23 protein-coding genes are annotated in these 22,082 nt (G+C 28.5%); 6 read left to right on the top strand and 17 right to left on the bottom strand.

The features are described 5' to 3' along the window. Positions 1-5: 5 nt before the first annotated feature. From AB0T67_RS00650 to AB0T67_RS00635, 4 genes are all read left to right on the top strand, one after another. On the top strand, positions 6-488 hold the full coding sequence (locus AB0T67_RS00650) for a hypothetical protein (protein WP_271230160.1): 483 nt from the start codon (positions 6-8) through the stop codon (positions 486-488). Positions 489-653: 165 nt separating this feature from the next. Beyond that, a complete protein-coding gene (gene prfB, locus AB0T67_RS00645) occupies positions 654-1,748 on the top strand; it encodes a peptide chain release factor 2 (RefSeq protein WP_271230161.1) in 1,095 nt (364 codons plus the stop codon). A 12-nt stretch (positions 1,749-1,760) separates the two neighbouring features. Then, on the top strand, positions 1,761-2,102 hold the full coding sequence (gene arsC, locus AB0T67_RS00640; protein WP_369218701.1) for an arsenate reductase (glutaredoxin): 342 nt from the start codon (positions 1,761-1,763) through the stop codon (positions 2,100-2,102). 37 nt (positions 2,103-2,139) lie between these two features. Beyond that, a complete protein-coding gene (locus AB0T67_RS00635) occupies positions 2,140-2,454 on the top strand; it encodes a hypothetical protein (protein ID WP_369218700.1) in 315 nt (104 codons plus the stop codon). A gap of 43 nt (positions 2,455-2,497) precedes the next feature. Here AB0T67_RS00635 and AB0T67_RS00630 read toward each other — a convergent pair whose 3' ends face one another. From AB0T67_RS00630 to AB0T67_RS00575, 12 genes are all read right to left on the bottom strand, one after another. Then, positions 2,498-3,463 carry a glycosyltransferase gene (locus AB0T67_RS00630; RefSeq protein WP_369218699.1) on the bottom strand — a complete coding sequence of 322 codons (966 nt, stop codon included), beginning with the start codon at positions 3,461-3,463 and terminating at the stop codon, positions 2,498-2,500. Beyond that, positions 3,463-4,242 (bottom strand): DUF3050 domain-containing protein, encoded by a 780-nt coding sequence (locus tag AB0T67_RS00625; RefSeq protein WP_369218698.1) that lies wholly within the window; start codon positions 4,240-4,242, stop codon positions 3,463-3,465. The genes AB0T67_RS00630 and AB0T67_RS00625 overlap by 1 nt, the downstream gene beginning before the upstream one ends. A gap of 72 nt (positions 4,243-4,314) precedes the next feature. Beyond that, positions 4,315-5,127, bottom strand: coding sequence for an enoyl-ACP reductase FabI (locus tag AB0T67_RS00620; protein WP_369218697.1), 813 nt, complete (start codon positions 5,125-5,127; stop codon positions 4,315-4,317). A 26-nt stretch (positions 5,128-5,153) separates the two neighbouring features. Further along, positions 5,154-6,806 carry a DNA repair protein RecN gene (recN, locus tag AB0T67_RS00615; RefSeq protein ID WP_369218696.1) on the bottom strand — a complete coding sequence of 551 codons (1,653 nt, stop codon included), beginning with the start codon at positions 6,804-6,806 and terminating at the stop codon, positions 5,154-5,156. 140 nt (positions 6,807-6,946) lie between these two features. Then, entirely contained in the window at positions 6,947-7,837 is an 891-nt protein-coding gene (gene porD, locus AB0T67_RS00610) for a type IX secretion system protein PorD (protein WP_369218695.1), read from the bottom strand. 119 nt (positions 7,838-7,956) lie between these two features. Beyond that, positions 7,957-9,162 carry a bifunctional phosphopantothenoylcysteine decarboxylase/phosphopantothenate--cysteine ligase CoaBC gene (coaBC, locus tag AB0T67_RS00605; protein WP_369218694.1) on the bottom strand — a complete coding sequence of 402 codons (1,206 nt, stop codon included), beginning with the start codon at positions 9,160-9,162 and terminating at the stop codon, positions 7,957-7,959. Position 9,163: 1 nt separating this feature from the next. Further along, positions 9,164-9,484, bottom strand: a complete 321-nt coding sequence (locus AB0T67_RS00600; RefSeq protein ID WP_369218693.1) for a DNA-directed RNA polymerase subunit omega — start codon at positions 9,482-9,484, stop codon at positions 9,164-9,166. 3 nt (positions 9,485-9,487) lie between these two features. Next, on the bottom strand, positions 9,488-10,309 hold the full coding sequence (locus AB0T67_RS00595; RefSeq protein ID WP_271230171.1) for an outer membrane protein assembly factor BamD: 822 nt from the start codon (positions 10,307-10,309) through the stop codon (positions 9,488-9,490). A 123-nt stretch (positions 10,310-10,432) separates the two neighbouring features. Then, positions 10,433-10,951, bottom strand: a complete 519-nt coding sequence (locus AB0T67_RS00590; RefSeq protein WP_369218692.1) for a ferritin — start codon at positions 10,949-10,951, stop codon at positions 10,433-10,435. 131 nt (positions 10,952-11,082) lie between these two features. Next, entirely contained in the window at positions 11,083-11,958 is an 876-nt protein-coding gene (gene dapA, locus AB0T67_RS00585; RefSeq protein ID WP_369218691.1) for a 4-hydroxy-tetrahydrodipicolinate synthase, read from the bottom strand. Further along, positions 11,958-12,470, bottom strand: a complete 513-nt coding sequence (locus AB0T67_RS00580; RefSeq protein ID WP_369218690.1) for a DUF6913 domain-containing protein — start codon at positions 12,468-12,470, stop codon at positions 11,958-11,960. Before AB0T67_RS00580 ends, dapA begins: the two co-directional genes overlap by 1 nt. 24 nt (positions 12,471-12,494) lie before the next feature. Then, positions 12,495-13,571: an esterase-like activity of phytase family protein gene (locus tag AB0T67_RS00575; RefSeq protein ID WP_369218689.1), complete on the bottom strand. Its 1,077-nt coding sequence runs from the start codon at positions 13,569-13,571 to the stop codon at positions 12,495-12,497. A 71-nt stretch (positions 13,572-13,642) separates the two neighbouring features. Between AB0T67_RS00575 and AB0T67_RS00570 the strand changes: the two genes are divergently transcribed. Continuing rightward, positions 13,643-14,032 (top strand): DoxX family membrane protein, encoded by a 390-nt coding sequence (locus AB0T67_RS00570; RefSeq protein ID WP_271230176.1) that lies wholly within the window; start codon positions 13,643-13,645, stop codon positions 14,030-14,032. 86 nt (positions 14,033-14,118) lie between these two features. On the opposite strand, the gene priA is transcribed toward AB0T67_RS00570, so the two are convergent. Next, positions 14,119-16,560, bottom strand: coding sequence for a replication restart helicase PriA (priA, locus tag AB0T67_RS00565; RefSeq protein ID WP_369218688.1), 2,442 nt, complete (start codon positions 16,558-16,560; stop codon positions 14,119-14,121). Positions 16,561-16,817: 257 nt separating this feature from the next. After that, positions 16,818-17,036, bottom strand: coding sequence for a VF530 family protein (locus AB0T67_RS00560; protein ID WP_271230178.1), 219 nt, complete (start codon positions 17,034-17,036; stop codon positions 16,818-16,820). Between the two features lie 164 nt (positions 17,037-17,200). Here AB0T67_RS00560 and gcvT point away from each other — a divergent pair, with 164 nt between their 5' ends. After that, positions 17,201-18,283 carry a glycine cleavage system aminomethyltransferase GcvT gene (gcvT, locus tag AB0T67_RS00555; RefSeq protein WP_369218687.1) on the top strand — a complete coding sequence of 361 codons (1,083 nt, stop codon included), beginning with the start codon at positions 17,201-17,203 and terminating at the stop codon, positions 18,281-18,283. Positions 18,284-18,486: 203 nt separating this feature from the next. Here the strand turns inward: gcvT and AB0T67_RS00550 are convergent, their stop codons facing one another. The 3 genes from AB0T67_RS00550 to AB0T67_RS00540 are packed head-to-tail and all read right to left on the bottom strand — an operon-like array spanning position 18,487 to position 22,082. After that, the gene (locus tag AB0T67_RS00550) at positions 18,487-19,593 is read right to left on the bottom strand and encodes an efflux RND transporter periplasmic adaptor subunit (protein ID WP_369218686.1); all 1,107 of its coding nucleotides are present in this window, start codon (positions 19,591-19,593) and stop codon (positions 18,487-18,489) included. 15 nt (positions 19,594-19,608) lie between these two features. Continuing rightward, positions 19,609-20,850 carry an ABC transporter permease gene (locus AB0T67_RS00545; protein ID WP_369218685.1) on the bottom strand — a complete coding sequence of 414 codons (1,242 nt, stop codon included), beginning with the start codon at positions 20,848-20,850 and terminating at the stop codon, positions 19,609-19,611. Between the two features lie 2 nt (positions 20,851-20,852). After that, positions 20,853-22,082 carry an ABC transporter permease gene (locus AB0T67_RS00540; RefSeq protein WP_369218684.1) on the bottom strand — a complete coding sequence of 410 codons (1,230 nt, stop codon included), beginning with the start codon at positions 22,080-22,082 and terminating at the stop codon, positions 20,853-20,855.

Below are 22,082 nucleotides of genomic sequence, written 5' to 3'. Positions count from 1 at the left end.
CTACTATGAAAAAAATAATTACTCTTTGTCTTTTTTTATGCTCAGCATTTAGTTTTGCTCAAGAATCTAACTTACTCGGTAATATCCGATTAGGAGGTAGCTTTGGTTTTAGTTTAGGAGAAAACAGCACTACTTTATCTATTACACCAAGCCTAGTTTATGATTTTAATGAAGAATTTTCTATTGGAGGTAGTATTGGTTATTTACACAACAAAAGCAAAGGTTATAGCTCGAATGTATATTCTGCTGGTATTATTACTTTATATAGACCTATTCCTACTATAGAGTTTTCTGGAGAATTACTACAATCTTATGTTAATAAAACAATTGATAAAATTAAAGAAAAATATGGTTACCCATCACTAAACATTGGAGCTGCATACATAACAGGTAAAGTTACTCTTGGAATTCAATATGATGTAATATACAAGAAAAACAGAAGTATTAACGCTAATGCTATTTCACCTTTTATAAGAGTATTTTTCTAATAAAATTTCACTAAACAATATTATTTATCCCCATTATACTAATTATATAATGGGGATAAACTTCTCTAATAAAATATCCGATTTAAAAAAATTATCAAAAAACTGTTAGTTATTAATAGATCTAGCTTATTCAATCTTATTATTTAACTTATTTTTGTATTGATTATGATAACACAAGAACAATTAAAAAATATATCAGAACGAATAGTTAAGTTAAAAAACTATTTAGAAATTGACAAAAAGTTGATTGAAATAAGCAACGAAGAAGACAAAACTATGGATCCTGACTTTTGGAATCATCCGAAGGAAGCCGAAATGTTTATGAAGTCTTTACGTGTTAAAAAGAAATGGGTCAATGATTACCATACTGTTATTTCACTAAATGAAGACCTTACTGTATTGTATGATTTTTATAAAGAAGATGCAGTTGAAGAGAACGAAGTTATTGAGCAATTTAACAAAACAATTTCTTTTTTAGAAGATATTGAATTTAAAAATATGCTTTCCGAAGAAGGTGATAATTTAAGTGCAACCATTCAAATTACGGCTGGTGCTGGTGGTACTGAAAGTTGTGACTGGGTAGAAATGTTAATGCGCATGTACACTATGTGGGCAGAAAAACAAGGCTTCAACTTAAAAACATTAAATTATCAGGCAGGTGATACTGCTGGTGTAAAAACGGTTACTATGGAATTTGATGGCGATTATGCCTTCGGATGGTTAAAAGGTGAAAACGGCGTACATAGATTAGTAAGAATTTCTCCTTTTGATAGTAATGGTAAACGTCACACTACTTTTGGCTCTGTATATGTATATCCTGTTGCTGATGATACTATTGAAATAGATATAAATCCTGCCGATATAGAAATTGTTACGGCACGTTCTAGCGGTGCTGGTGGACAAAATGTAAATAAAGTAGAAACAAAGGTTCAATTAACACACAAACCAAGCGGTATTCAAATTCAATGCTCTAACTCACGTTCTCAACACGATAACAGAGCTACAGCTTTAAAAATGTTAAAATCGCAATTGTATGAAATCGAATTACAAAAAAGATTAGCTACCAGAGAAAATATTGAAGCAGGAAAACTAAAAACAGAATGGGGAAGTCAAATTAGAAATTATGTAATGCATCCTTATAAATTAGTAAAAGATGTACGTACAGCCCATGAAACAGGAAATGTAGATGCTGTTATGGACGGAAATATTAATCCGTTTTTAAAATCGTATTTAATGCTTAACGGGCAAAAAGAAAAATAAACTAAAAATAAAATGATTAAAATATATCATAATCCACGTTGTTCAAAATCTCGTCAAGGTATTGAGATTTTAGAAAATTCAAAAAAAGAATTCGAAGTTGTAAAATACTTAGAAACTATTCCTACAGAAAAACAATTAACTGAAATTATTGATTTATTAAATATCGCTCCTATTCAATTAGTTCGTAAAAATGAAAAAATTTGGAAAGAAGAATTCAAAGGAAAAGAATTATCAGATGCCCAAGTTATAAAAGCGATGATTGACAATCCTAAATTAATTGAACGCCCGATTGTTATCAACAATAATAAAGCAGTAATTGGTCGTCCTCCTGAAAATATTTTAACAATTATTTAAATTCGTCTTTGAAATACGAAACTAAACCACCAATAAAATGAAAAAATTATTCTTATTGACTTTTTTTTTATTAGCAACAACTATTAAAATAAATGCTCAAGACAATGATTCTTATATTGAGTTTGTATCAACACAAATAGAAATTGCAAAAAAAATATCTAAAGAAAAAATAACCTCTGATTTTTCTTTTAATCAAGGTGTTGAATATCAAAATAAATACTTTTGGTATGTTACCGCAAAAGATGAAAAAAAATACTATTTTAATAGTAATAAAAATTTTACCGAAATAACTTATATAGAAGAAGATTATCGTTCTTTAATGGAATATATTATGGAAGAAAGTGATTTTTAGTATACAACTAAAAACTATTAAAAAGCACTCAAATTGAGTGCTTTTATTTTTTTATAAACTTAGATTGCAAGAACCCTAATCCATATCCCATAAATTGTACTAATGTTGTTAATTTACTTAAACCAGCAACTTTTAAATTTTTGTTTTTCAGATAAGAATCTATAAAAATAGCGGTAAAATAAATAACATAAAAAATAAAGAATTGCCAATATCCGAAGATAAAAAGCACCATAATCATCAGAAAACCTAAAATAAATAAGCTAGGAAACCAATATGTTAATTTTGCTGTTTCAGGATATTTCGCATTTAAAATAGGTCGTGCAGTTCCAAAAGCAAACGTTTGTTTAAAAAACTGCTTAATAGTACTTCTTCGTTTATGATACACAAAAGCACTTTCAATTAACTGTGTCTCAAATCCATTTTCCCATAAACGGAAAGTTAAATCAATATCTTCACCCGCTTTCATTTCTGAAAATCCTTTCGTTTTTATAAAAGCTTTTTTTGAAATACCTAAATTAAAACTACGTGGCTGAAATTTACCAACTCCTTTTTTCTTACCTCTAATTCCACCAGTTGTTAATACCGATGTCATAGAATAATTAATTGCTTTTTGTAAATCGGTAAAACTACTATGTGCAGCATCAGGACCACCAAAAGCATCAGTATAATTATCTTTTAATGCTTTTTTTACTTCGGATAAATATTCAGAAGGAACAATAACATCGCTGTCTAAAATGATAAAATAATTTCCTGAAGCTCTTTGCATTCCGTAATTTCTACTTGCTCCTGCTCCGCTATTTTCTTTAAAAAAATAGGAAATATTTAAAGTTGATTTATATTTATCTACAATTTTTTTAGAAGATTTTTCTGAACCATCTTCTACAATAACAACCTCAAAATCTTCTGATGATTTTTCATTAAAATCTTGCTTTGTAAGACTTTCTAATAACTCCTCAATTTCTTTCGGACGATTATAAACAGGTACTATTATTGAAAATTGTAAACTCATTATATTAAAACATGTTCATTAATTTTTTTTGTAATTCCACTCCAAAGATTGATACGTTTCTCTAAAGATTTTTTAGCATATAATAAAACATCATTCCATTTTTGCTCATCATTACCACATAACTCTTCAATCATTTTTAATGATAAAGGACCATGTTCATCTCCATCTAACTCAATATGTCTGTTTAAATAATACGTTAATTTACTATAAGTCGTAGTTTCTTTTTCTTCGGTGTTTTTAACGATTTCAAAAAACATATCAGGAATAACATCTTCTCTACCAAAGGTAAAACTAGCCGCAATAATATGTGGTGCATTCGTGTTTATAACATCAAAAGAAAATAAAACAAACTCTTTTACTTCTTTTAAAATAACAGCAGTATTTAAAGCTTCTTCTATCGTTTTCCCTTCAATAACAGCATCAATAAAAATAGCTATTTGAGTAGTACTTGCCCCTGCTTGATTCATCGCATCAATATACATTTCAAAATGACTTTTAGGCACGCCTAATTCATTTACATCTGTTTCTTCTCCTAAAACTATTTCGTTAATAAACCGAGCTGTTTTTGGTGTTGACACAGGAAGCCAAGGCAAAGTAGTACAAGTTAAATTTAATTGTAAAGCTTTTAATAATGACATAAAATCCCAAACTGCAAAAACATGAGATTCCATAAATATTTTTACATCATTAATATTTTTTAGTGATGCATATAAAGTATGTTCTTTTAATTGCTGTCTTAAAGGAGCTAACTCCTTTTCTATCTGTAAAATATTGCTCATATAAATAGTTATAAATAAAAAATGCAAATTTAATAATTTGCATTTTAATATATTTTTTTATGATTATTAAAATTACAATTCTGTAAATTTATCCATTACGGCTGTACTAACTCCCATATTAGAGAATCCTCCATCGTGAAATAAATTTTGTAACGTTACTTTTCTTGTTAAATCTGAAAATAAAGAAATCGTATAATCTGCACATTCTAATGCTGATGCATTTCCTAAAGGAGACATTTTATCTGAATACGAAATAAAGCCATCAAAACCTTTTACACCTTGTCCTGCTTTTGTTGGTGTTGGCGACTGTGAAATAGTATTTACACGTACTTTATGGTCACGTCCAAAAAAGTATCCAAAACTACGAGCAATCGATTCTAAATACGCTTTATTATCAGCCATATCATTATAATCAGGAAACACACGTTGAGCCGCCATATATGACAAAGCAACAATACTTCCCCATTCATTCATGGCTTTTTTGTTGTATAAAACATTCATTACTTTATGAAAAGAAACTGCAGAAACATCAGCACCTTTTGCTGTAAAATCGTAATTAGGATCAGTGTAATGACGTTTTTTACGCACATTAACAGACATCCCTATAGAATGCAATACAAAATCTATTTTTCCGCCTAAAATTTCCATAGATTTTTCAACTAAAGTTGTAATATCATCCATAGAAGTTGCATCAGCAGGTATAACAACAGCGCCTGTTTTAGTCGCTAAATCATCAATATTTCCTAAACGCATTCCCGCAGGCGCATTAGTTAGCACAAATTCTGCTCCTTCTTCATAAGCACGTTCAGCTACTTTCCATGCTATAGAATTTTCATCTAATGCACCAAAAATAATTCCTTTTTTACCTTTTAATAAATTGTACATATTTTACTTTTTACTGTATGTAATTATTAATTTAATAATTCTTTTGCGTGAATTAAAGCACTTTCAGACACGTCTTTTCCGCTTAACATCTCAGCTATTTCAATTATACGTTCATCAACTGACAATAATTTTAAGTTCGATGTTGTTACGCCATTTTCTTCGCCTTTAAATACTTTATAATGTTGTAAGCCTTTAGCTGCAATTTGAGGTAAATGCGTAATCGTTATAACTTGCATATCGACTCCCATGTCTTGCATTATTTTGGCTATTTTATTAGATACTTCTCCTGAAACTCCAGTATCAATTTCATCAAAAATAATAGTAGGAAGCTGTATATTTTCTGATAAAATCTTTTTTACAGATAACATAATTCTTGATAATTCACCACCAGAAGCAACTTTTTTAAGTTCGCCAAAATTACCGCCTTTATTTGCTGAAAATAAAAATGATAACACATCTTTTCCGTTTGAAAAGTACGTTTCCGATTCATTTAATTCAATTAAAAAACGTGCATTAGGCATTCCTAATTCAGTTAATAAATACTCTAATTCTTTTTGTAATTTCGGAATTGCTTTATTTCTAGATTTAGTAATTAAAACAGCAAATTCATCTAATTTATTTGTTACTTCTTTTATCTCCGAATTTTTAGCTTCTATAAGTGCTCCTGCATCTTCTACTTGCGCTACTTTTTCTGATAATGATTCGAAAATAACTAATAATTCTTCAATAGAATTAACCGAGTGTTTTTTCTGAAGATTATAAATTAACTGTAATCTATCATTTAACTCTTCTATTTCATTCGGATTAAAATCTACTTCATCATTTGCATTTTCTAATTCAGCAATAACATCGTCTAATTCTAATTTAATACTTGTAACTCTGTTTGCTATTTCTTCGTAATTTTTAGAATATATACTTACTTTTTGCAAACTATTTTCTAAGGAATAGAATGAGTTTTGAATACCAATTTCTTCATTTGAAGAAATATCTAAAGCTTCAGATAAATGTTGCTTTATTTCTTCTACATTATTTAATGTATGTAATTTTTCTTCTAATATTTCTTGCTCACCTACAATTAATTCGGCTTCTTCAAACTCATTAAATAAGTGTGAATTATAAGCATATTGCTCTTTCGATTTTTGAGTTTCTTCTTTTAAAATTTTTAATTCCTTAATTAAAGAAGTATATTTTTTCATCCCATTTTTATAGGATGTAATTTTCGTTTTATTTTTTGCTAAAGCATCAATAATTGAAAATTGAAAACTAACATCTGACAGTTCTGATGTTTGATGTTGCGAATGAATATCAAGTAGCTTTATTTTTAAAGCTGTTAAAATTGATAAATTTACAGGAGTATCATTTACAAAAGCTCTTGATTTTCCTGAAGGAAGAATTTCTCTACGGATAATCGTTTCTTCTTCATAATCGATATCAAATTCTTCAAATAAACTGTGTAAAGAATATCCTTCAACAGCAAATTTAGCTTCTATAATACATTTTTTTTCTGTGTTTTTTAAGGAAGATAAATCGGCACGATTTCCCATTACTAAACCTAAAGCGCCTAGTAATATGGATTTACCTGCTCCAGTTTCACCTGTTATTATTGATAAACCTTTTGTAAAATCAATCGATAACTGATTGATTAAAGCGTAATTATGTATGGATAAATGTCTAAGCAAAATCGATTCTTTAAAAGAATAAAAGTACGGATTTTGTATGAATTAAATTGCTTAAAAAAGAACTGATATACATACTATTTTAAAGTATTCGTAAAAAGTATTCTTCTATAAAAATAATAATTGATAAATAAAATACTATATTATTTAATACTCTTCCATTTATCTTTATAAGTAGGGGCAATTTTATCTAAAACACCTAACATTTTCGGTGTATTCTTTGTGGGTTTTCCATCAGAAAAAACATTTGAAATTTCATCACCTTTTGCATCTAAAAAAACACGAATCATATAATTACCTATTGTAATATTGTGTAATTTATCTAAAGAAATTACATTTTTTTCAATAGTTTCTTTAGCGATATCTTTATTATCTGCAAATTTATCAAAGCCATTTCTGTGATATTCATAATAAATACTACGCAAAGGACTAAATTTTGAAGAAAGTAAATTATCAATTAATGCAAAACGATTTTGTGCTCCTATTTTATTTTGCCAGCCTGTTTCACCACTTGATTGAGCTTGTAACATAACGTTTTCGGCCGTTTTAAAGTAATCTGTACCTGATTTTAATGCAAAAGTATCTGCGTCAATACCTAAAATAGTGTAAACATAAAAAGCTATTGTTGATACTAAATTAGAATCGTAAGTATTTGGATTAAAAATTAAAGGAGAAAACTCACTATATGTAAAATTAAAATTAGTATCATTTATGTTTAAAATAGGGCTTGCATAACTTGAATTATATACAGGTCGTGTAGATTGAACCTGTAAACTTGCTGTAAAATTATTACCACTTTGTTCGTTTATAATAATAGTAAAAGCGCAATTAATACGTTCTTGTTGTTTAAATTTTTTATCAGTCCATTGTTTTTCGTTAATAAACTCTGTTAATGATTTTTGAAGTGTTTCATAAACTTGTTTATTACTACTCTGAATTTTATCGGTATTTATAGTTACAAAAGCATTTAATTCTTGAGACTGTATTGTAAATACTGATGATAAAATAAAAATTAAAAAGAAAAACGTACGCATCTATTATAGTTTTAATTTGTTTGTTAGAGCATTATAGAAACTAAAGCCTTTCTAAAATTGCATTTTGCCTTCAAAGTAATCAAAATTACTTTGAAGGCAATGCTCGTATAACAATTTTATTAAATTCTTTTAATAACTTCGTTTATTATATCAACTGATACAGCTGTTTTCGATTTTAAATCAAAAACAGTTTCATTAAAATCAGCATCAATAATAGTTACTTTATTTGTATCTGTAGCAAAACCTGCACCTTTATCTTTTAATGAATTTAAAACGATAAAATCTAAGTTTTTACGTGTAATTTTACTTTTTGCATTTTCAATTTCGTTATCAGTTTCTAATGCAAAACCAACTAATAACTGAGTTGTTTTAAGCTCACCTAAAGATTTTAAAATATCTTTTGTTGGCTCTAATTCAATTACTAACGCTGAATCTTTCTTTTTTATTTTCTGAGTAACTACATTTTTCGGTCGATAATCTGCCACAGCAGCCGATAAAATTGCAATATCTACCATTTCATAATATTTATGACAAGCATCATACATTTCTTGAGCTGATTTGACATCGATTCTATGAATAAAAGAATGGGATACTTTTTGATGTGAAGGTCCTGCGACTAAATATACTTCAGCTCCTAAATTAGCAGCTGTTTTAGCTATTTCAAACCCCATTTTACCAGAAGAATGATTCCCTATAAAACGAACAGGATCAATTGCTTCATACGTTGGACCTGCTGTTAATAATAGTTTTTTTCCTCGAAGTGGTAATTTTGAAGCGATATCTTTTTCGATAAAAGAAACAATATCTGTTGGCTCAGCCATACGACCTTCTCCTACCAATCCGCTAGCTAATTCACCAGAAGTTGCAGGAATTAATATATTACCAAAATTTTGTAATGTGTCTAAACTATTTTTAGTGGAAGGATGTATATACATATCTAAATCCATTGCAGGAGCAAAATATATAGGACATTTTGCAGATAAATAAGTAGCTAACAATAAATTATCGCAAGTACCATTTGTCATTTTAGACAAGGTATTTGCAGTTGCTGGAGCAATAATCATTAAATCTGCCCAAAGCCCTAAATCAACATGATTATTCCATACCTCATTTTCATCTTCTTTTTCATAAAAAGTAGAATAAACAGGGTTTTTAGATAAAGTAGAAAGTGTAAGAGGTGTTATAAAATCTTTAGACGCAGGAGTCATCACTACGATAACTTCTGCGCCTGATTTTATAAAAAATCGAACTAAACTGGCTGTTTTGTATGCGGCAATACCTGCGGTAACACCTAATAATACTTTTTTACCATTTAATACAGACATATTATTCTACGTCTGGAGTTCTAAAATATACTTTACCGTTTAACCATTCATCTACAGCAATAGCATGAGGTTTAGGTAAACGTTCGTAAAATTTAGAAACTTCAATTTGTTCTTTATTTTCAAAAACTTCTTCTAAACTATCGTTATAAGTAGCAAATTCATCTAATTTATCAACTAATTCTTTCTTTAAATCAGCATTAATTTGATTAGCTCTTTTAGCTATAACTGAAATAGCTTCATAGATATTCTCTGTTGGAGCTTCGATAGCTTCTTTATTATAAGTAATAGTACTTAAGGGTGCTTTCGTTTCTTTATAATCCATCTTTTAACTTTTAACTAATTGTTCTTGTTCTTTATTTAATGCTGCTAACATTGCATTGGAATCTTCTATAAATTTAGATTCAGGAAAACTTCTCTTTAATTTATCGTATGCTTTTATAGCTACTTTAATTCTTTCAGGTTTTCTACGTTGCGTACTTTTCATTACAAAATCATGTGCTGCTTTTAAACGAAAATATAACGCTTCTTCTTTATATTTTGTACCCAAATAATCTGATAATAAATTATCAAAAGCAGTAATTGCTGCGGTATAATTTCTAGAATCATAAGCAGCTGTTTTGTAATATGTTTTAGCTATTTCAAACGATTTTCTCTCTAATTTACCACGTAATTCAGCATAATATTTATTTGCTTCATCTAATTTATCTGAATTAGGATATCCATCAATAAAGGCTTGAAAAGATGCTAATGCTTTATCTGTATCCGTAGGGTCTAAACTAAAACTAGGCGCAGCTTTATAATAACTTAACGCTGATAAAAAAGCAGCTTCTTCTTTTTTTGAACTTTTAGGGTAATTTGTTGTAAACCTATTAAAGTAATATCCAGCTAAACTATAATTTTTTTCATTAAAATTAGATTGAGAAACCATGTATTGGATACGCTCCATTTGAGGTTTTCCTCTGTAAGTAGGTGTAACCTTTTCAAACAAACGTAACGCTTTGCTGTACTTTTGCGATTCGTACATTTTTACAGCCATTTTATACTGCTCTTGAATACTTCCTTTGTTTAATGCTCTGTGATATTCTCCACATGAAGATAAAACGAATAGCATTACAACTAAATACGCTAAATTTTTAATTTTTTGCATTTGGCAAAATTAGTGATTAATTATGGATTATTAAAACGATTTCTTTCTATCTAGATAGAGTATTGCAATAAACTATAAAATCTGATATAAAAATCACGTATAATATATAATTTTTTGTTAATCTTATTGAGCAGTGTTAGCAGCAGCTCCTTGTGCTACTATTTGCTTAACATCGTTATCAAATAAATATAAACCTCCTTTATCGTCACCAATTAAATTAATTTTATCTAAAATATTTCTTGCCAATGCTTCTTCTTCTATTTGTTCAGAAACATACCATTGTAAAAAGTTATGTGTAGCATAATCTCTTTCTTGTAAGGTAATATGAACTAAATCGTTAATTGATGCTGAAACCATTACTTCATGGTCAAATAATGTTTGAAACATATCTTTAAATGACCCAAATTCACTTGGTGGTGCTACTAATTCTGAAACTTTTGCATGTCCTCCTCTTTCATTTACAAACTTTACTAATTTTAACATATGCATACGTTCTTCATCGGAATGTGCATACATAAATTGTGCTACTCCCTCAAAACCTTGATTTTCTGCCCAACATGCCATTGATAAATATACTTGTGACGATTCTGCTTCTATTTTTATTTGTTTATTTAATGCGCTTTCTATTATTTTTGATAACATATTTTTGTTTTTTTTTAAAAAATTAAAGTTTCTTTTCTATTATAGAAAAAAGATCTTAAACAAAGATGCAAAAAAAAGGCTACAATTAAAAAACTGTAGCCTCTTATAAATAATATTTTTGTTTAGACAAATTAGAAATTGTCTGTAAAGTCTGAAATTTTTGTTTGTAATCCTTCTGTTGCTTTTACTAAAGGTAAACGAACTTCGTCTAAACAAATTCCTTTTTTTAGTAATAAAGCTTTAATTCCTGATGGATTATTTTCCTCGAAAATATAATCGATAACATCCATTAATTTATAATGAATTTCATAAGCTTCTTGGTTTTTTCCTTCCAAACCTAACTTAATCATCTTTGAAAATTCTTTTGGAAATCCTTGTCCTATTACAGATATAACTCCTGATCCTCCTGCTAAAACAACTCCTAAAGCTAAATCATCATCTCCAGAAATAATCAAAAAATCTTTTGGTTTATCTTTTAATAACTGTAAATATTGATATTGATTACTGCCCGCTTCTTTAATTCCTATAATATTTTCAAAATCATTTGCCAAACGTAAAACAGTAGATGGCTCCATGTTCTTAGCCGTTCTACCAGGTACATTATATAATATAATTGGTTTAGAACTTGCTAAAGAAATAGCTTTAAAATGCTGATAAAAACCTTCTTGAGTTGGTTTACTGTAATAAGGAGCTACTGATAATATTCCATCAATATTTGATAAATCTGTCGATTTTAACTCATCAATTACAACTTGTGTATTATTTCCTCCAAGACCTAAAACTAAAGGTAATCTTCCGTTGTTTTCTTCAACAATAACCTTTATTATTTGTTCTTTTTCTTGCTTTGTTATGGTAGCACTTTCAGCAGTTGTTCCATTAATAACCAAATAATCAGTTCCATTATCAATGTTATAATTTACTAACTTTTTAAGTGCATCAAAATCTACACTTAAATCTTCGCTAAAAGGAGTTACCAAAGCGACACCAGTACCAACAAATTTTTGCATTATATTTTTTTTAGTATTGTTAAATATTTTTTTAATTCTTGATTTAAAACTGCTTCATTTAATCCTTCGTCAGATATAACAAGATCATACAATCTATCATCAATCCCTGCAAAACTAGCTTTTAAGCTTGCTTGCGACAACAAAGTTATTGTATTCGTATATAAATTTGGAGTTTTTACATAATTAATAAGCAAATCATAATCGTTTTTAACGAAGTTTTTTAAATTGTCTGATTTTAAACTTGCTTTGAATCCAAATTCATTATTTGTAAAAAAATTAGAAGCTAATTCCTCTTTTTTTGAATACTCTTTATATATGAACACTTCAATATTTTCCTTTTTAAAAGGAAGTGTATTAATTAAATTAGAAATCACAATATTTTCTAAAGATTCATTATCTAATAAAACAACAACTTTATTTATTTTAGTAGTATTCTGATCTTTATTTACTCCATTTACAATAAGTTTATCGTATTTTTTTTGAATTGATTTTTCTTTAAAAGTCTCTATCATTTTAATAAGTGCTAGTGCTCATGGCTATTCTGTTTCAATTTCTAACAATAAAAATTGTGTCAACTGCTTTCCGTAGGCTTGAAAATTATCATCAGAAACCAAAATTAAAGAACGATTTCCGTTTAATAATTTAGGTCCAAAAGTAATTCCTTCAATATTATCTATAATTGAATCGGTTAATTTATGTTGAATTGATGAAAAATCAAACAATAATTCTTTTTTTAACGGAATATATTTTTCTTTTTTTAATGATAAGATATCTAATGTATTTGTTGATGTCTTATCAATAGAGGCTTTAAAAATTCTGATAGTATTTCCTAAAGTTCCATATCCACTTTGATAAATTCTTTCTATCACAAAAAAATTATTCTTTTTATATTCTAAAATAGCTGTAACACCGTTTAAATTGATATTTCCTTTTGCTGGTTTATTAATTTTTTCTAGTTGATAAACAAATTGCTTTGTTGCTTTTTTTGATTGATTATCAAAATAGGTAATTCGTATTGGCGATTGTGTTTTATGAAACGTAGGTTCTTCTCCATCTGCTTTTAATGGCGCTTCCATCCCTACCCAAAAACCTTTTTTATCACTACTTTTTGAAGAACTTTCAAACGTAGCATTATGTTTTGGTTGTGATACAGAATTTGCGTTAAAATAAACTGGAGTTTTTATTTCTTTCTGATATTTACCTAAACTATCAATTATAAAAATAGTTGGACTTTTACCTTTTCGGATACTTCCTTCACTTATCAAATTAATTTGATTATCAGCAATAAAAATGCCTTCTAAATCTAAAAAATTACTTTGACAAAATGAACTTACAGTATCTAGTTGAATTACTTTTTTAAAAGTTACTTCTTTTATAGCGTTTTCTTTTATCAAAATATCACCAACTAAAACTCTTGGATTTCTAGCATCATCAACAACCATAAAATATTGATTATTGCTAAAATCAATTCCTGAAACACCACCAATAATAGTATTATTTAAAATTAAAGAATCTTTAACTACAAATTCATTTAAAAATTTTAGGCTAATTTTTTCTGTTTTACATCCTGATAAAACTAAAAACACTGCGATATAAATAAATCTTATTTTCATCCTGTAAAAATACTATTTAATATAATTGTAAGGAGATAAAAAAAGACCGTCTAAAATAAAAACAACTACAAATGAATAAATATTTTCCACTATTATTAAAATTAATTGCTGCTATTATAATGCTTCAAACATTATTTTTTAAATTTACAGGAGCTACAGAAAGCATTGATTTATTCACAAAAATAGCTAACGAAAACGAAGCTTTTATGAGGATTGGAACTGGTTTTTTTGAATTAATAGCCGCTATCTTATTATTCATTCCCAAAAAGACTTGGTTAGGAGCAGGTTTAACCATTGGATTAATGGGCGGTGCAATTATGGGACATTTGACAATATTAGGCATTGAACATAATGGTGATGGTGGAAGTTTATTTTTCTCAGCAATAATTACGCTAATTGCTGCTGTAATATTATTATATTTAAATAGAAAAAACATTCCTTTTATAGGAAACAAGTTATAGTTTTATATATTGATTTTCTCATTAAAAAAAGCGGTTTTAGATGTTCTAAAAATCGCTTTTTTATTAACTATATTAATTGCAACTATTTAATAAGCATCCACATCCATAATAAAACGGATTGATCTAAAATCTTTCACACCTTCAAAAGAATTTTTAACTTTACCTATTAATTCTTTTGTTTTTCCTAACGATTGTTTTGGCGGAATTTTAATCACTAAATTTTTAATATATAAATTTCGAACACGAGATACCGCTGGAGTTGTTGGTCCTAAAACATTTTCTCCAAAAGCATTTTGTAATGATTTTACTAGCCAATTTACTCCTGTTTCAACACGAACAGGGTCTTTGTGTTTTAAAGTGATTTTTATCAATTTATAATAAGGTGGATAATGAAATTGCCAACGGTCTTGTAATTGTTCTTTATACATTTCAGAATAATTAGTCGTAGAAACTTGCTGTAATATTTGATGATGCGGATTATAGGTTTGTATAGCTACTTTCCCTTGTTTTTTGCTACGTCCTGCCCTACCCGAAACCTGAACCATTAATTGATAAGCTCGTTCATGCGCTCTAAAATCTGGAAAATTCAACATAGAATCGGCATTTAAAATACCTACTAATGATACATTTTCAAAATCTAATCCTTTTGATAACATTTGTGTTCCTACTAAAATATCTATTTCTTGAGCTTCAAAAGCTCCAATTATTTTTTGATATCCATATTTACCACGCGTTGTATCTAAATCCATTCTTCCGATGTTATGGTCAGGAAATAATGTTTTTAACTCTAATTCAATTTGTTCTGTTCCAAAACCTTTTGTATCAAGCGTTGTACTTCCGCAAGCACCACAATTATTAGGCATAGCACGTTGATATTGACAATAATGACATTTTAACTCTCGTCTAAATTTATGAAATGTTAAACTTACGTCACAATTTGGGCACTGTGGCGAAATTCCACAGGTCGTACATTCTACAACTGGAGAAAAACCACGGCGATTCTGAAACAAAATCACTTGTTCTTTTACCTCTAAAGCATCATTAATCATTTTTAATAAACGGTCTGAAAACAAACCTTTCATTTCCTTTTTTCGTTGTTTTTCTTTTACATCGATTAGCTCTATTTTGGGCAATTGAATATTTCCAAAACGACGAGTTAATTCAACAAAACCATATTTATTTTGTTTCGCATTAAAATAACTTTCTAATGATGGAGTTGCAGAACCTAACAACACTTTTGCTTTATGTAAATGTGCTAAAACAATAGCCGTATCACGAGCATTGTATCTTGGCGATGGTTCAAATTGTTTGTATGATGTTTCATGTTCTTCATCAACAACAATTAAACCTAAGTTTGAAAAAGGTAAAAATCCTGATGAACGAGCACCTAAAATAATTTGTGCTTTTGGTTTATTTTCTAATACATTATTCCAAACTTCTACACGTTCATTCATTGAATATTTTGAATGAAATACCGATATAAAATCGCCAAAATAACGTTGTAATCGTGCAATTATTTGAGTTGTTAAAGCTATTTCTGGCAATAAAAACAATACTTGTTTTCCTTCTGCAACAACTTCTTTTATCAATTTTACATAAATTTCTGTTTTTCCTGAACCTGTAACTCCGTGTAATAATGTTACATTTTGAGTTTTAAAAGATGTTTTAATTTCGTTAAAAGATTGCTGTTGAAAATCATTTAATTCTTTTATTTGATTAGTTGCTCCTTTAAAATTAATTCTATCTGTTTGAATTTTATAAAATTCAAAAATTTCTTTATCAACTAATGCTTTTAATATTGATGATGATACGCCTGATTTATCTTCTAAATCTTTTGCTTTTATTGGTTTTTTAGATGCTGATAATTGAAAGTAAGTAAGTACTGCTTCTCGTTGTTTTTTTGCTCTTGATAAATCTTCTAATAATTTTTGAAGTGCTTCATTAGATTGATGCATCGCATTTAAACGAACATATTTTACTAATTTTGGTTTATATGTTTCGTAAATTTCTTCTTTGATAAAAGCCACTTCTTTATTAATTAAAGTATCAATAATAGGTAAAACATTTTTTTTATCGATAATATTAGCAACTTCATGAATAGTTAGTTGAGAACTATTTTGTAAAGCTTCAAAAATTAAAAACTCTTCATCTGTTAAAGAATTTTCATCTGTAAAAGTTTCATTTTTATAGATAATTGTTTCACTTTCTAGCATAAATGCCGATGGCAAAGCTGCTCTGTAAACATCACCTAACGAACACATATAATAGCTCGAAATCCACTGCCAATGTTTTAACTGTAATTCGTTTACAATAGGAAATTCATCTAAAATTTGATGAATATCTTTTGCTTTGTAAGATTCAGGTGCATTTTGATGAATATCAAAAACAAGTGCCGTATAAATTTTACTTTTTCCAAAAGAAACAGCTACTCGCATTCCTTTTTTAAGAAATGAAAATTCTGCTTCATTTACAGAATACGTAAATGTTTTTTTTAAAGGAATAGGTAATATAACGTCGATGAAATACATGATAACTTCTAGTAATTTTTCGGTTGAAAATTAACAAAAATACAACGATATTTATTATAAATAAATGTAAAAAATTTACACCTCACAATTTAAAATTATGAGGTGTAAATTTATATTTATAAAAAACATTTTATAGTTAGCAGAAATTTCTAGCCCCGATTGAAGCATTTGTTTGAGCTCTTTTTTTGATTTTTCTTCAAAAAAAAGCGAGTGCGGAAAGCGGGAAATTGCTTCAAATAATTTAACTAAAAAATAATTTAGCTTATAAACTTTAAATACAATGCTTCTACTTTAGTTCTAGCCCAAGGAGTTGTTCTTAAAAATTTTAAGCTAGATTTATAAGTAGGATTGTTTTTAAAAGCATTAATTTTTAAAATTTCACCTAATTCTTCCCAACCATATTCTAAATATAGTTCTTCTAACATGGTGGCTAATTTTATTCCGTGAAGCGGATTATTTGGTTGTTGTTGGCTCATATTTTATGTAAAAAAGCAAAAATAAAGGTTCTAGTTGATTAATTAGTCTAATTACCTTTTAAGTTTTATAGTATTTGAAAGTTTGAAATATTAAATAGAATCAGACTATTTATTTGTCATTTTTTCAATATTTTAGCAAATACTTTAAAACAAACAATTTTAGAATGAAAAATACTGCATTAACACATATTCACGAAGCTTTAGGAGCAAAATTAGTTCCTTTTGCTGGTTATAACATGCCTGTACAATACGAAGGTATCAATATAGAACACGAAACTGTAAGAAAAGGAGTTGGAGTTTTTGACGTAAGTCATATGGGTGAGTTTTTCTTAAAAGGAGAAAATGCTTTGGCTTTAATTCAAAAAATTGGAACAAACGATGCTTCAAAATTAACTCCTGGTAAAGCGCAATACAGCTGTATGCCAAATGCTGATGGAGGAATTGTAGATGATTTAATTATCTACATGATTGCAGAAAACGAATATATGTTAGTTGTAAACGCATCAAACATAGAAAAAGATTGGAACTGGATTGCTAGCCATAACGACTTAAATGTTGAAATGGAAAACCGTTCTGATGACTGGTCTTTATTAGCTATTCAAGGTCCTAAGGCTGCAGAAGCTATGCAATCGTTAACTTCTGTTAACTTATCTACAATTAAATTTTACACGTTTGAAATCACTGATTTTGCTGGTTTACCAAATGTAATTGTATCGGCAACTGGTTATACTGGTTCTGGTGGATTTGAAATTTATGTAAAAAATGAAGACGTAGAAGCTGTTTGGAAAAAAGTTTTCGAAGCTGGTGCTGAATGGGGAATTAAACCAATCGGTTTAGCTGCTCGTGATACTTTACGTTTAGAAATGGGTTATTGTTTATATGGTAACGATATCGATGACACAACTTCTCCGTTAGAAGCTGGTTTAGGTTGGATTACTAAATTCACAAAAGACTTTGTAAATTCTGAAGCTTTAAAGGCTCAAAAAGAAGCTGGTGTTACTAAAAAATTAGTTGCTTTTGAATTAACAGAACGTGGTATTCCTCGTCATGACTATGAAATAGTTGATGCTGAAGGTACTGTAATTGGTCGTGTTACTTCTGGAACAATGAGTCCTTCTTTAGGAAAAGGAATTGGTTTAGGATACGTTACTAAAGAAAATTCAAAATTAGATTCTAATATTTTTATTCAAGTTCGTAAAAAACAATTAGCTGCAAAAGTGGTTAAATTACCTTTTTACAAAGGATAAGCTTAAAATATTTAAATGTAAAAAGCAACTCTTAGGAGTTGCTTTTTTGTTTATGATAATATCTAAAATTATTTGAAGCAATTTCCCGCTTTCCGCACTCGCTTTTTTTGTTTAAAAAAAACAAAAAAGAGCTCAAACAATTGCTTCAATCGGGGCTAGAAATTTCTGCTATTTACATTTTTTTTATTACAGATTTTTAAATATTACTTTTTATCATCTTTAGAAGCTTTGTTCCAAATTTTTATTTCATCATCTTTAGTTACACCTTCTAAAACCTCAACATTTATACCATCTGAAGTTCCTAATTTCACTTCCTTTTTTTCAAATTTATCATCTGAAATTTTAACTTCTACATATGGTTCTTCTGTTTTTTTATCAAACCTAAGCAACGCTTCTTTTATCGATAATACAGAATCTTTTTTAACTAAAACAATATCAGCATTTGCACTATAACCAGCTCTAATAAAGTATTCATCATCTAAAGTCACATCGGCCTTAATTTTAAATTGCACAGCACCACCTTCATCAGTTCCTTTTGGAGCTATAAAATTTAAAACAGCAGGGAATTTCTTGTTTTCAATAGCACCAATTGCAATATCAATATTACTTCCTTTTACTAATTTCCCTACTTCCGATTCATCTACTTTACCTTCAAAAATCATTTTAGTCATATCAGCAATACGAGCAATTGTAGTACCTGCGTTAAAATCATTTGCTTGTGTAACTTGATATCCTTTTTTAACAGGAATTTCAACAATCATACCCGATGTAGTTGCTCTAATACTTGTATTGGCAGCACTTCCTAAACCTGATGTTGTTCCTTTTTTAATAATATCCATATCAGATTTGGCATTTGTTAATGATAAACGAGCATTATTATAGGTAAGCTCTGAATTTTCAAATTCTTGACGAGAAATTACTCCTTTATCAAATAGTTTTTTATTTCTATCAAATTGAACTTTTGCATTATTAAATGATAATTTTGCATTTTTCACACTACCATTTGCTCTATTTAACGAAGCTACATTTGGTACAACTCTTACAGTTGCTAATAAATCTCCTGCTTTTACAATAGCTCCTTCTTCAACTAAAATCTTATCTACAATACCTGCTATTTGAGGTTTAATTTCAACTTCTTCTAAAGGAATTACTTTTCCTGTTGCTACCGTTTTTTTAACTATTGTTGTTCTAAATGGTTTTTCTGTTTCATATGTTACAATATTTTTTTTGTTCTTTTGCCCGAACCATATTAATGCTACAGCAAATAATATTGCTATAATACCTAAAATAATTTTTGCTCTTTTACTCATAATTAGTTGATTGATTTATTCTTCTCTTAATGCTTCGATTGGTTTTACTACTGTTGCCATGTGTGCAGGTATTAACCCGATTAAAGTACCTAATATAACTAAAGTTGTAAATGCTATTAATATAATTGGAATATTTACAGTTGGGTTTACTAATGTTGCATCTGAACCTTGACCAAAAGCAGTATCTATAATAAACAATACTAATGCACCTAATATAATACCTAACATACCTGCTACTGTTGTTAAAAAAACAGATTCTAATACAATTTGTTGTCGAATACTTTTGGGTGTTGCTCCTAAAGCTCTTCTTATTCCTATTTCTTTAGTACGTTCTTTTACGGTAATTAATAAAATATTACCAATTGCAAAAACACCTGCTATTAAAGTTGCAATACCTACAAACCATGTTAAAAATTGCATTCCTGTTAAAAATCCAGTAAATTTTGCTATTTCTACACCTAAATTTACACTTCCGAAAGCTCTTTTATCATCAGGATGTACTTTATGTAAACTTTTTAATGTTAATAAAACATCTTTTTCTAATTGTTTAATATCTACTCCTTCGTTGGCTGTTATCATCATCCAATGAATTTTATCACCCATATTATATACTTGCTGAAAAGTCGTAAAAGGTATATAAGCACAAGCTCCATCAAAGTTAATAGTACTTGACTCTTTATAAACACCAATTACTTTATAATTAATGTTGTTGATTTTGATGTATTGCCCAATAGGTTCTTCTTTTTTTTCGAATAATTGCTTATAAATATCTTCAGCAATTACAACTACTTTTGCTTTTGATAAAATGTCATTTTCGTTTAAAAAACGACCATATATTAAATTTTTCTTTTGAACTTCATCTAAAATAGGATAATCACCACTAATTTGAAAACTTCCAGATTTAAACCCCTTAACTATTTGCCCATCAGATTGACTTCTTGGTGCTAATAATTTTATCTCTTTAAATTCTTGTTTTAATATTTTAACATCAGTTAATGTTGGTAAAAATCGCCTTCCTTTTTGAAAACCTTTAAAAGGAGTATCTGTTGATTGTGCCCAAATAAACACACTATTGGTGGCAAAATTTCCAAAAATTTTCTTAAAGTTATTTTCCATCCCTCTAGATGCTCCTAATAAAACAACTAATAAAAATATTCCCCAAAGAACACCTATAATAGTTATTGCGGTTCTAACTTTATTTTTACGAATACTTCCGTAAATTTCTTGCCAAGTGTCTGAATCAAATAAAAATTTCATAATTAATCTGCTCTTAATGCTTCAATTGGTTTAATATTTGCTGCTCTTTTTGCGGGTAAATAACCTGCTATTAAACCCGATAATATTAAAACAATGGTTGCTCCTATTACAATCCCTGGGCTTACGCTTGGATCTTTTATAAAATATTTTTCTAAACTGTCGCCAATTAAACTTAAAATATAAGTTCCTAGCGAGAGTCCTAAATAACCTGCAATTGTAGTTATCAATACCGATTCTTGTACCACCATTCCTATAATTGATGATGGTTTTGCTCCTAGTGCTTTTCTGATACCAAATTCTTTGGTACGTTCTTTTATCACAAAAATCATAATATTACTAATACCAATAATTCCAGCAATTAAAGTTCCTGAACCTACAAAAATTACAATAAAATATAAGGCTAACATAAAAGTTCCGATACCTTTATTTGCTTCCGCCATGTTACGTACCGAAAGTGCACTTTGATCATCAGGATGAATACCTAAATTTTTACGTAAATCACGTTCCATTTTATTACCAAAAGCAATCGCCTGATCTAAACTTAACTTAGGGTCATACCCTACAAGTATTTGATTTAAATAATCATTATTTCCATAAATCATTTGTGCTGTTGTTACTGGCATATAAGTTTCTCTTTCTATTCTATCTCCTCCTTCATCAGAAAAAACACCTACTATTTGATAAGATATTCCACCTACATTTACACGTTTACCTAAAGCTGGTTTTTCACCAAATAAATCTTCTTTTACTAAACGACCAATAACAATAACTTTTGCTTTTTCTCTTAAATCACGTTCATTAATATATCTACCTTCATCAATAATTGTTTTTTCTAAAAATTGATGATCGGGATGAACAGCTCTTAAACTATAATTATCTGATTTATTTTTATATGAAATACTAACATTTTTATAAATACGCCCTGTTAAATGCTGAATTTTATCTTGATATTCTTTTTCAATAAAATTGAAATCTTTGTTTTTAAGCTGAATTTCTCTTCCTGTTTGTAAGCCTTTGTATGGTTTAGATGTTTTCCAAACTCTTACTTTCATTGTATTCATTGCATCATCAACAAAAGCGCCTTTAAACGAATTACTTAATCCGCTTACAATACCAAAAAGTAACGTAAATAATAATATTGCAAAAGCAACTGTAAATCCTGACATTACAGAACGTAATTTATTTTTACTGATGCTTTGAAATATTTCTCTCCAACGATCTAAATCAAACAT

The sequence above is a fragment of the Tenacibaculum salmonis genome (genome assembly GCF_041053065.1).
GTDB lineage: Bacteria > Bacteroidota > Bacteroidia > Flavobacteriales > Flavobacteriaceae > Polaribacter > Polaribacter pacificus_A.
The sequence above is the reverse complement of the archived record's forward strand: the minus strand, read 5'-3'. Positions and strand labels throughout refer to the sequence as shown.

What these genes read in the sequence shown, in the direction of transcription:
- AB0T67_RS00650 (WP_271230160.1), top strand. Translation starts at nt 6, where the DNA reads ATGAAAAAAATAATTACTCTTTGTCTTTTTTTATGCTCAGCATTTAGT.
- prfB (WP_271230161.1), top strand. Translation starts at nt 654, where the DNA reads ATGATAACACAAGAACAATTAAAAAATATATCAGAACGAATAGTTAAG.
- arsC (WP_369218701.1), top strand. Translation starts at nt 1,761, where the DNA reads ATGATTAAAATATATCATAATCCACGTTGTTCAAAATCTCGTCAAGGT.
- AB0T67_RS00635 (WP_369218700.1), top strand. Translation starts at nt 2,140, where the DNA reads ATGAAAAAATTATTCTTATTGACTTTTTTTTTATTAGCAACAACTATT.
- AB0T67_RS00630 (WP_369218699.1), bottom strand. Translation starts at nt 3,463, where the DNA reads ATGAGTTTACAATTTTCAATAATAGTACCTGTTTATAATCGTCCGAAA.
- AB0T67_RS00625 (WP_369218698.1), bottom strand. Translation starts at nt 4,242, where the DNA reads ATGAGCAATATTTTACAGATAGAAAAGGAGTTAGCTCCTTTAAGACAG.
- AB0T67_RS00620 (WP_369218697.1), bottom strand. Translation starts at nt 5,127, where the DNA reads ATGTACAATTTATTAAAAGGTAAAAAAGGAATTATTTTTGGTGCATTA.
- porD (WP_369218695.1), bottom strand. Translation starts at nt 7,837, where the DNA reads ATGCGTACGTTTTTCTTTTTAATTTTTATTTTATCATCAGTATTTACA.
- coaBC (WP_369218694.1), bottom strand. Translation starts at nt 9,162, where the DNA reads ATGTCTGTATTAAATGGTAAAAAAGTATTATTAGGTGTTACCGCAGGT.
- AB0T67_RS00600 (WP_369218693.1), bottom strand. Translation starts at nt 9,484, where the DNA reads ATGGATTATAAAGAAACGAAAGCACCCTTAAGTACTATTACTTATAAT.
- AB0T67_RS00595 (WP_271230171.1), bottom strand. Translation starts at nt 10,309, where the DNA reads ATGCAAAAAATTAAAAATTTAGCGTATTTAGTTGTAATGCTATTCGTT.
- AB0T67_RS00590 (WP_369218692.1), bottom strand. Translation starts at nt 10,951, where the DNA reads ATGTTATCAAAAATAATAGAAAGCGCATTAAATAAACAAATAAAAATA.
- dapA (WP_369218691.1), bottom strand. Translation starts at nt 11,958, where the DNA reads ATGCAAAAATTTGTTGGTACTGGTGTCGCTTTGGTAACTCCTTTTAGC.
- AB0T67_RS00580 (WP_369218690.1), bottom strand. Translation starts at nt 12,470, where the DNA reads ATGATAGAGACTTTTAAAGAAAAATCAATTCAAAAAAAATACGATAAA.
- AB0T67_RS00575 (WP_369218689.1), bottom strand. Translation starts at nt 13,571, where the DNA reads ATGAAAATAAGATTTATTTATATCGCAGTGTTTTTAGTTTTATCAGGA.
- AB0T67_RS00570 (WP_271230176.1), top strand. Translation starts at nt 13,643, where the DNA reads ATGAATAAATATTTTCCACTATTATTAAAATTAATTGCTGCTATTATA.
- priA (WP_369218688.1), bottom strand. Translation starts at nt 16,560, where the DNA reads ATGTATTTCATCGACGTTATATTACCTATTCCTTTAAAAAAAACATTT.
- AB0T67_RS00560 (WP_271230178.1), bottom strand. Translation starts at nt 17,036, where the DNA reads ATGAGCCAACAACAACCAAATAATCCGCTTCACGGAATAAAATTAGCC.
- gcvT (WP_369218687.1), top strand. Translation starts at nt 17,201, where the DNA reads ATGAAAAATACTGCATTAACACATATTCACGAAGCTTTAGGAGCAAAA.
- AB0T67_RS00550 (WP_369218686.1), bottom strand. Translation starts at nt 19,593, where the DNA reads ATGAGTAAAAGAGCAAAAATTATTTTAGGTATTATAGCAATATTATTT.
- AB0T67_RS00545 (WP_369218685.1), bottom strand. Translation starts at nt 20,850, where the DNA reads ATGAAATTTTTATTTGATTCAGACACTTGGCAAGAAATTTACGGAAGT.
- AB0T67_RS00540 (WP_369218684.1), bottom strand. Translation starts at nt 22,082, where the DNA reads ATGTTTGATTTAGATCGTTGGAGAGAAATATTTCAAAGCATCAGTAAA.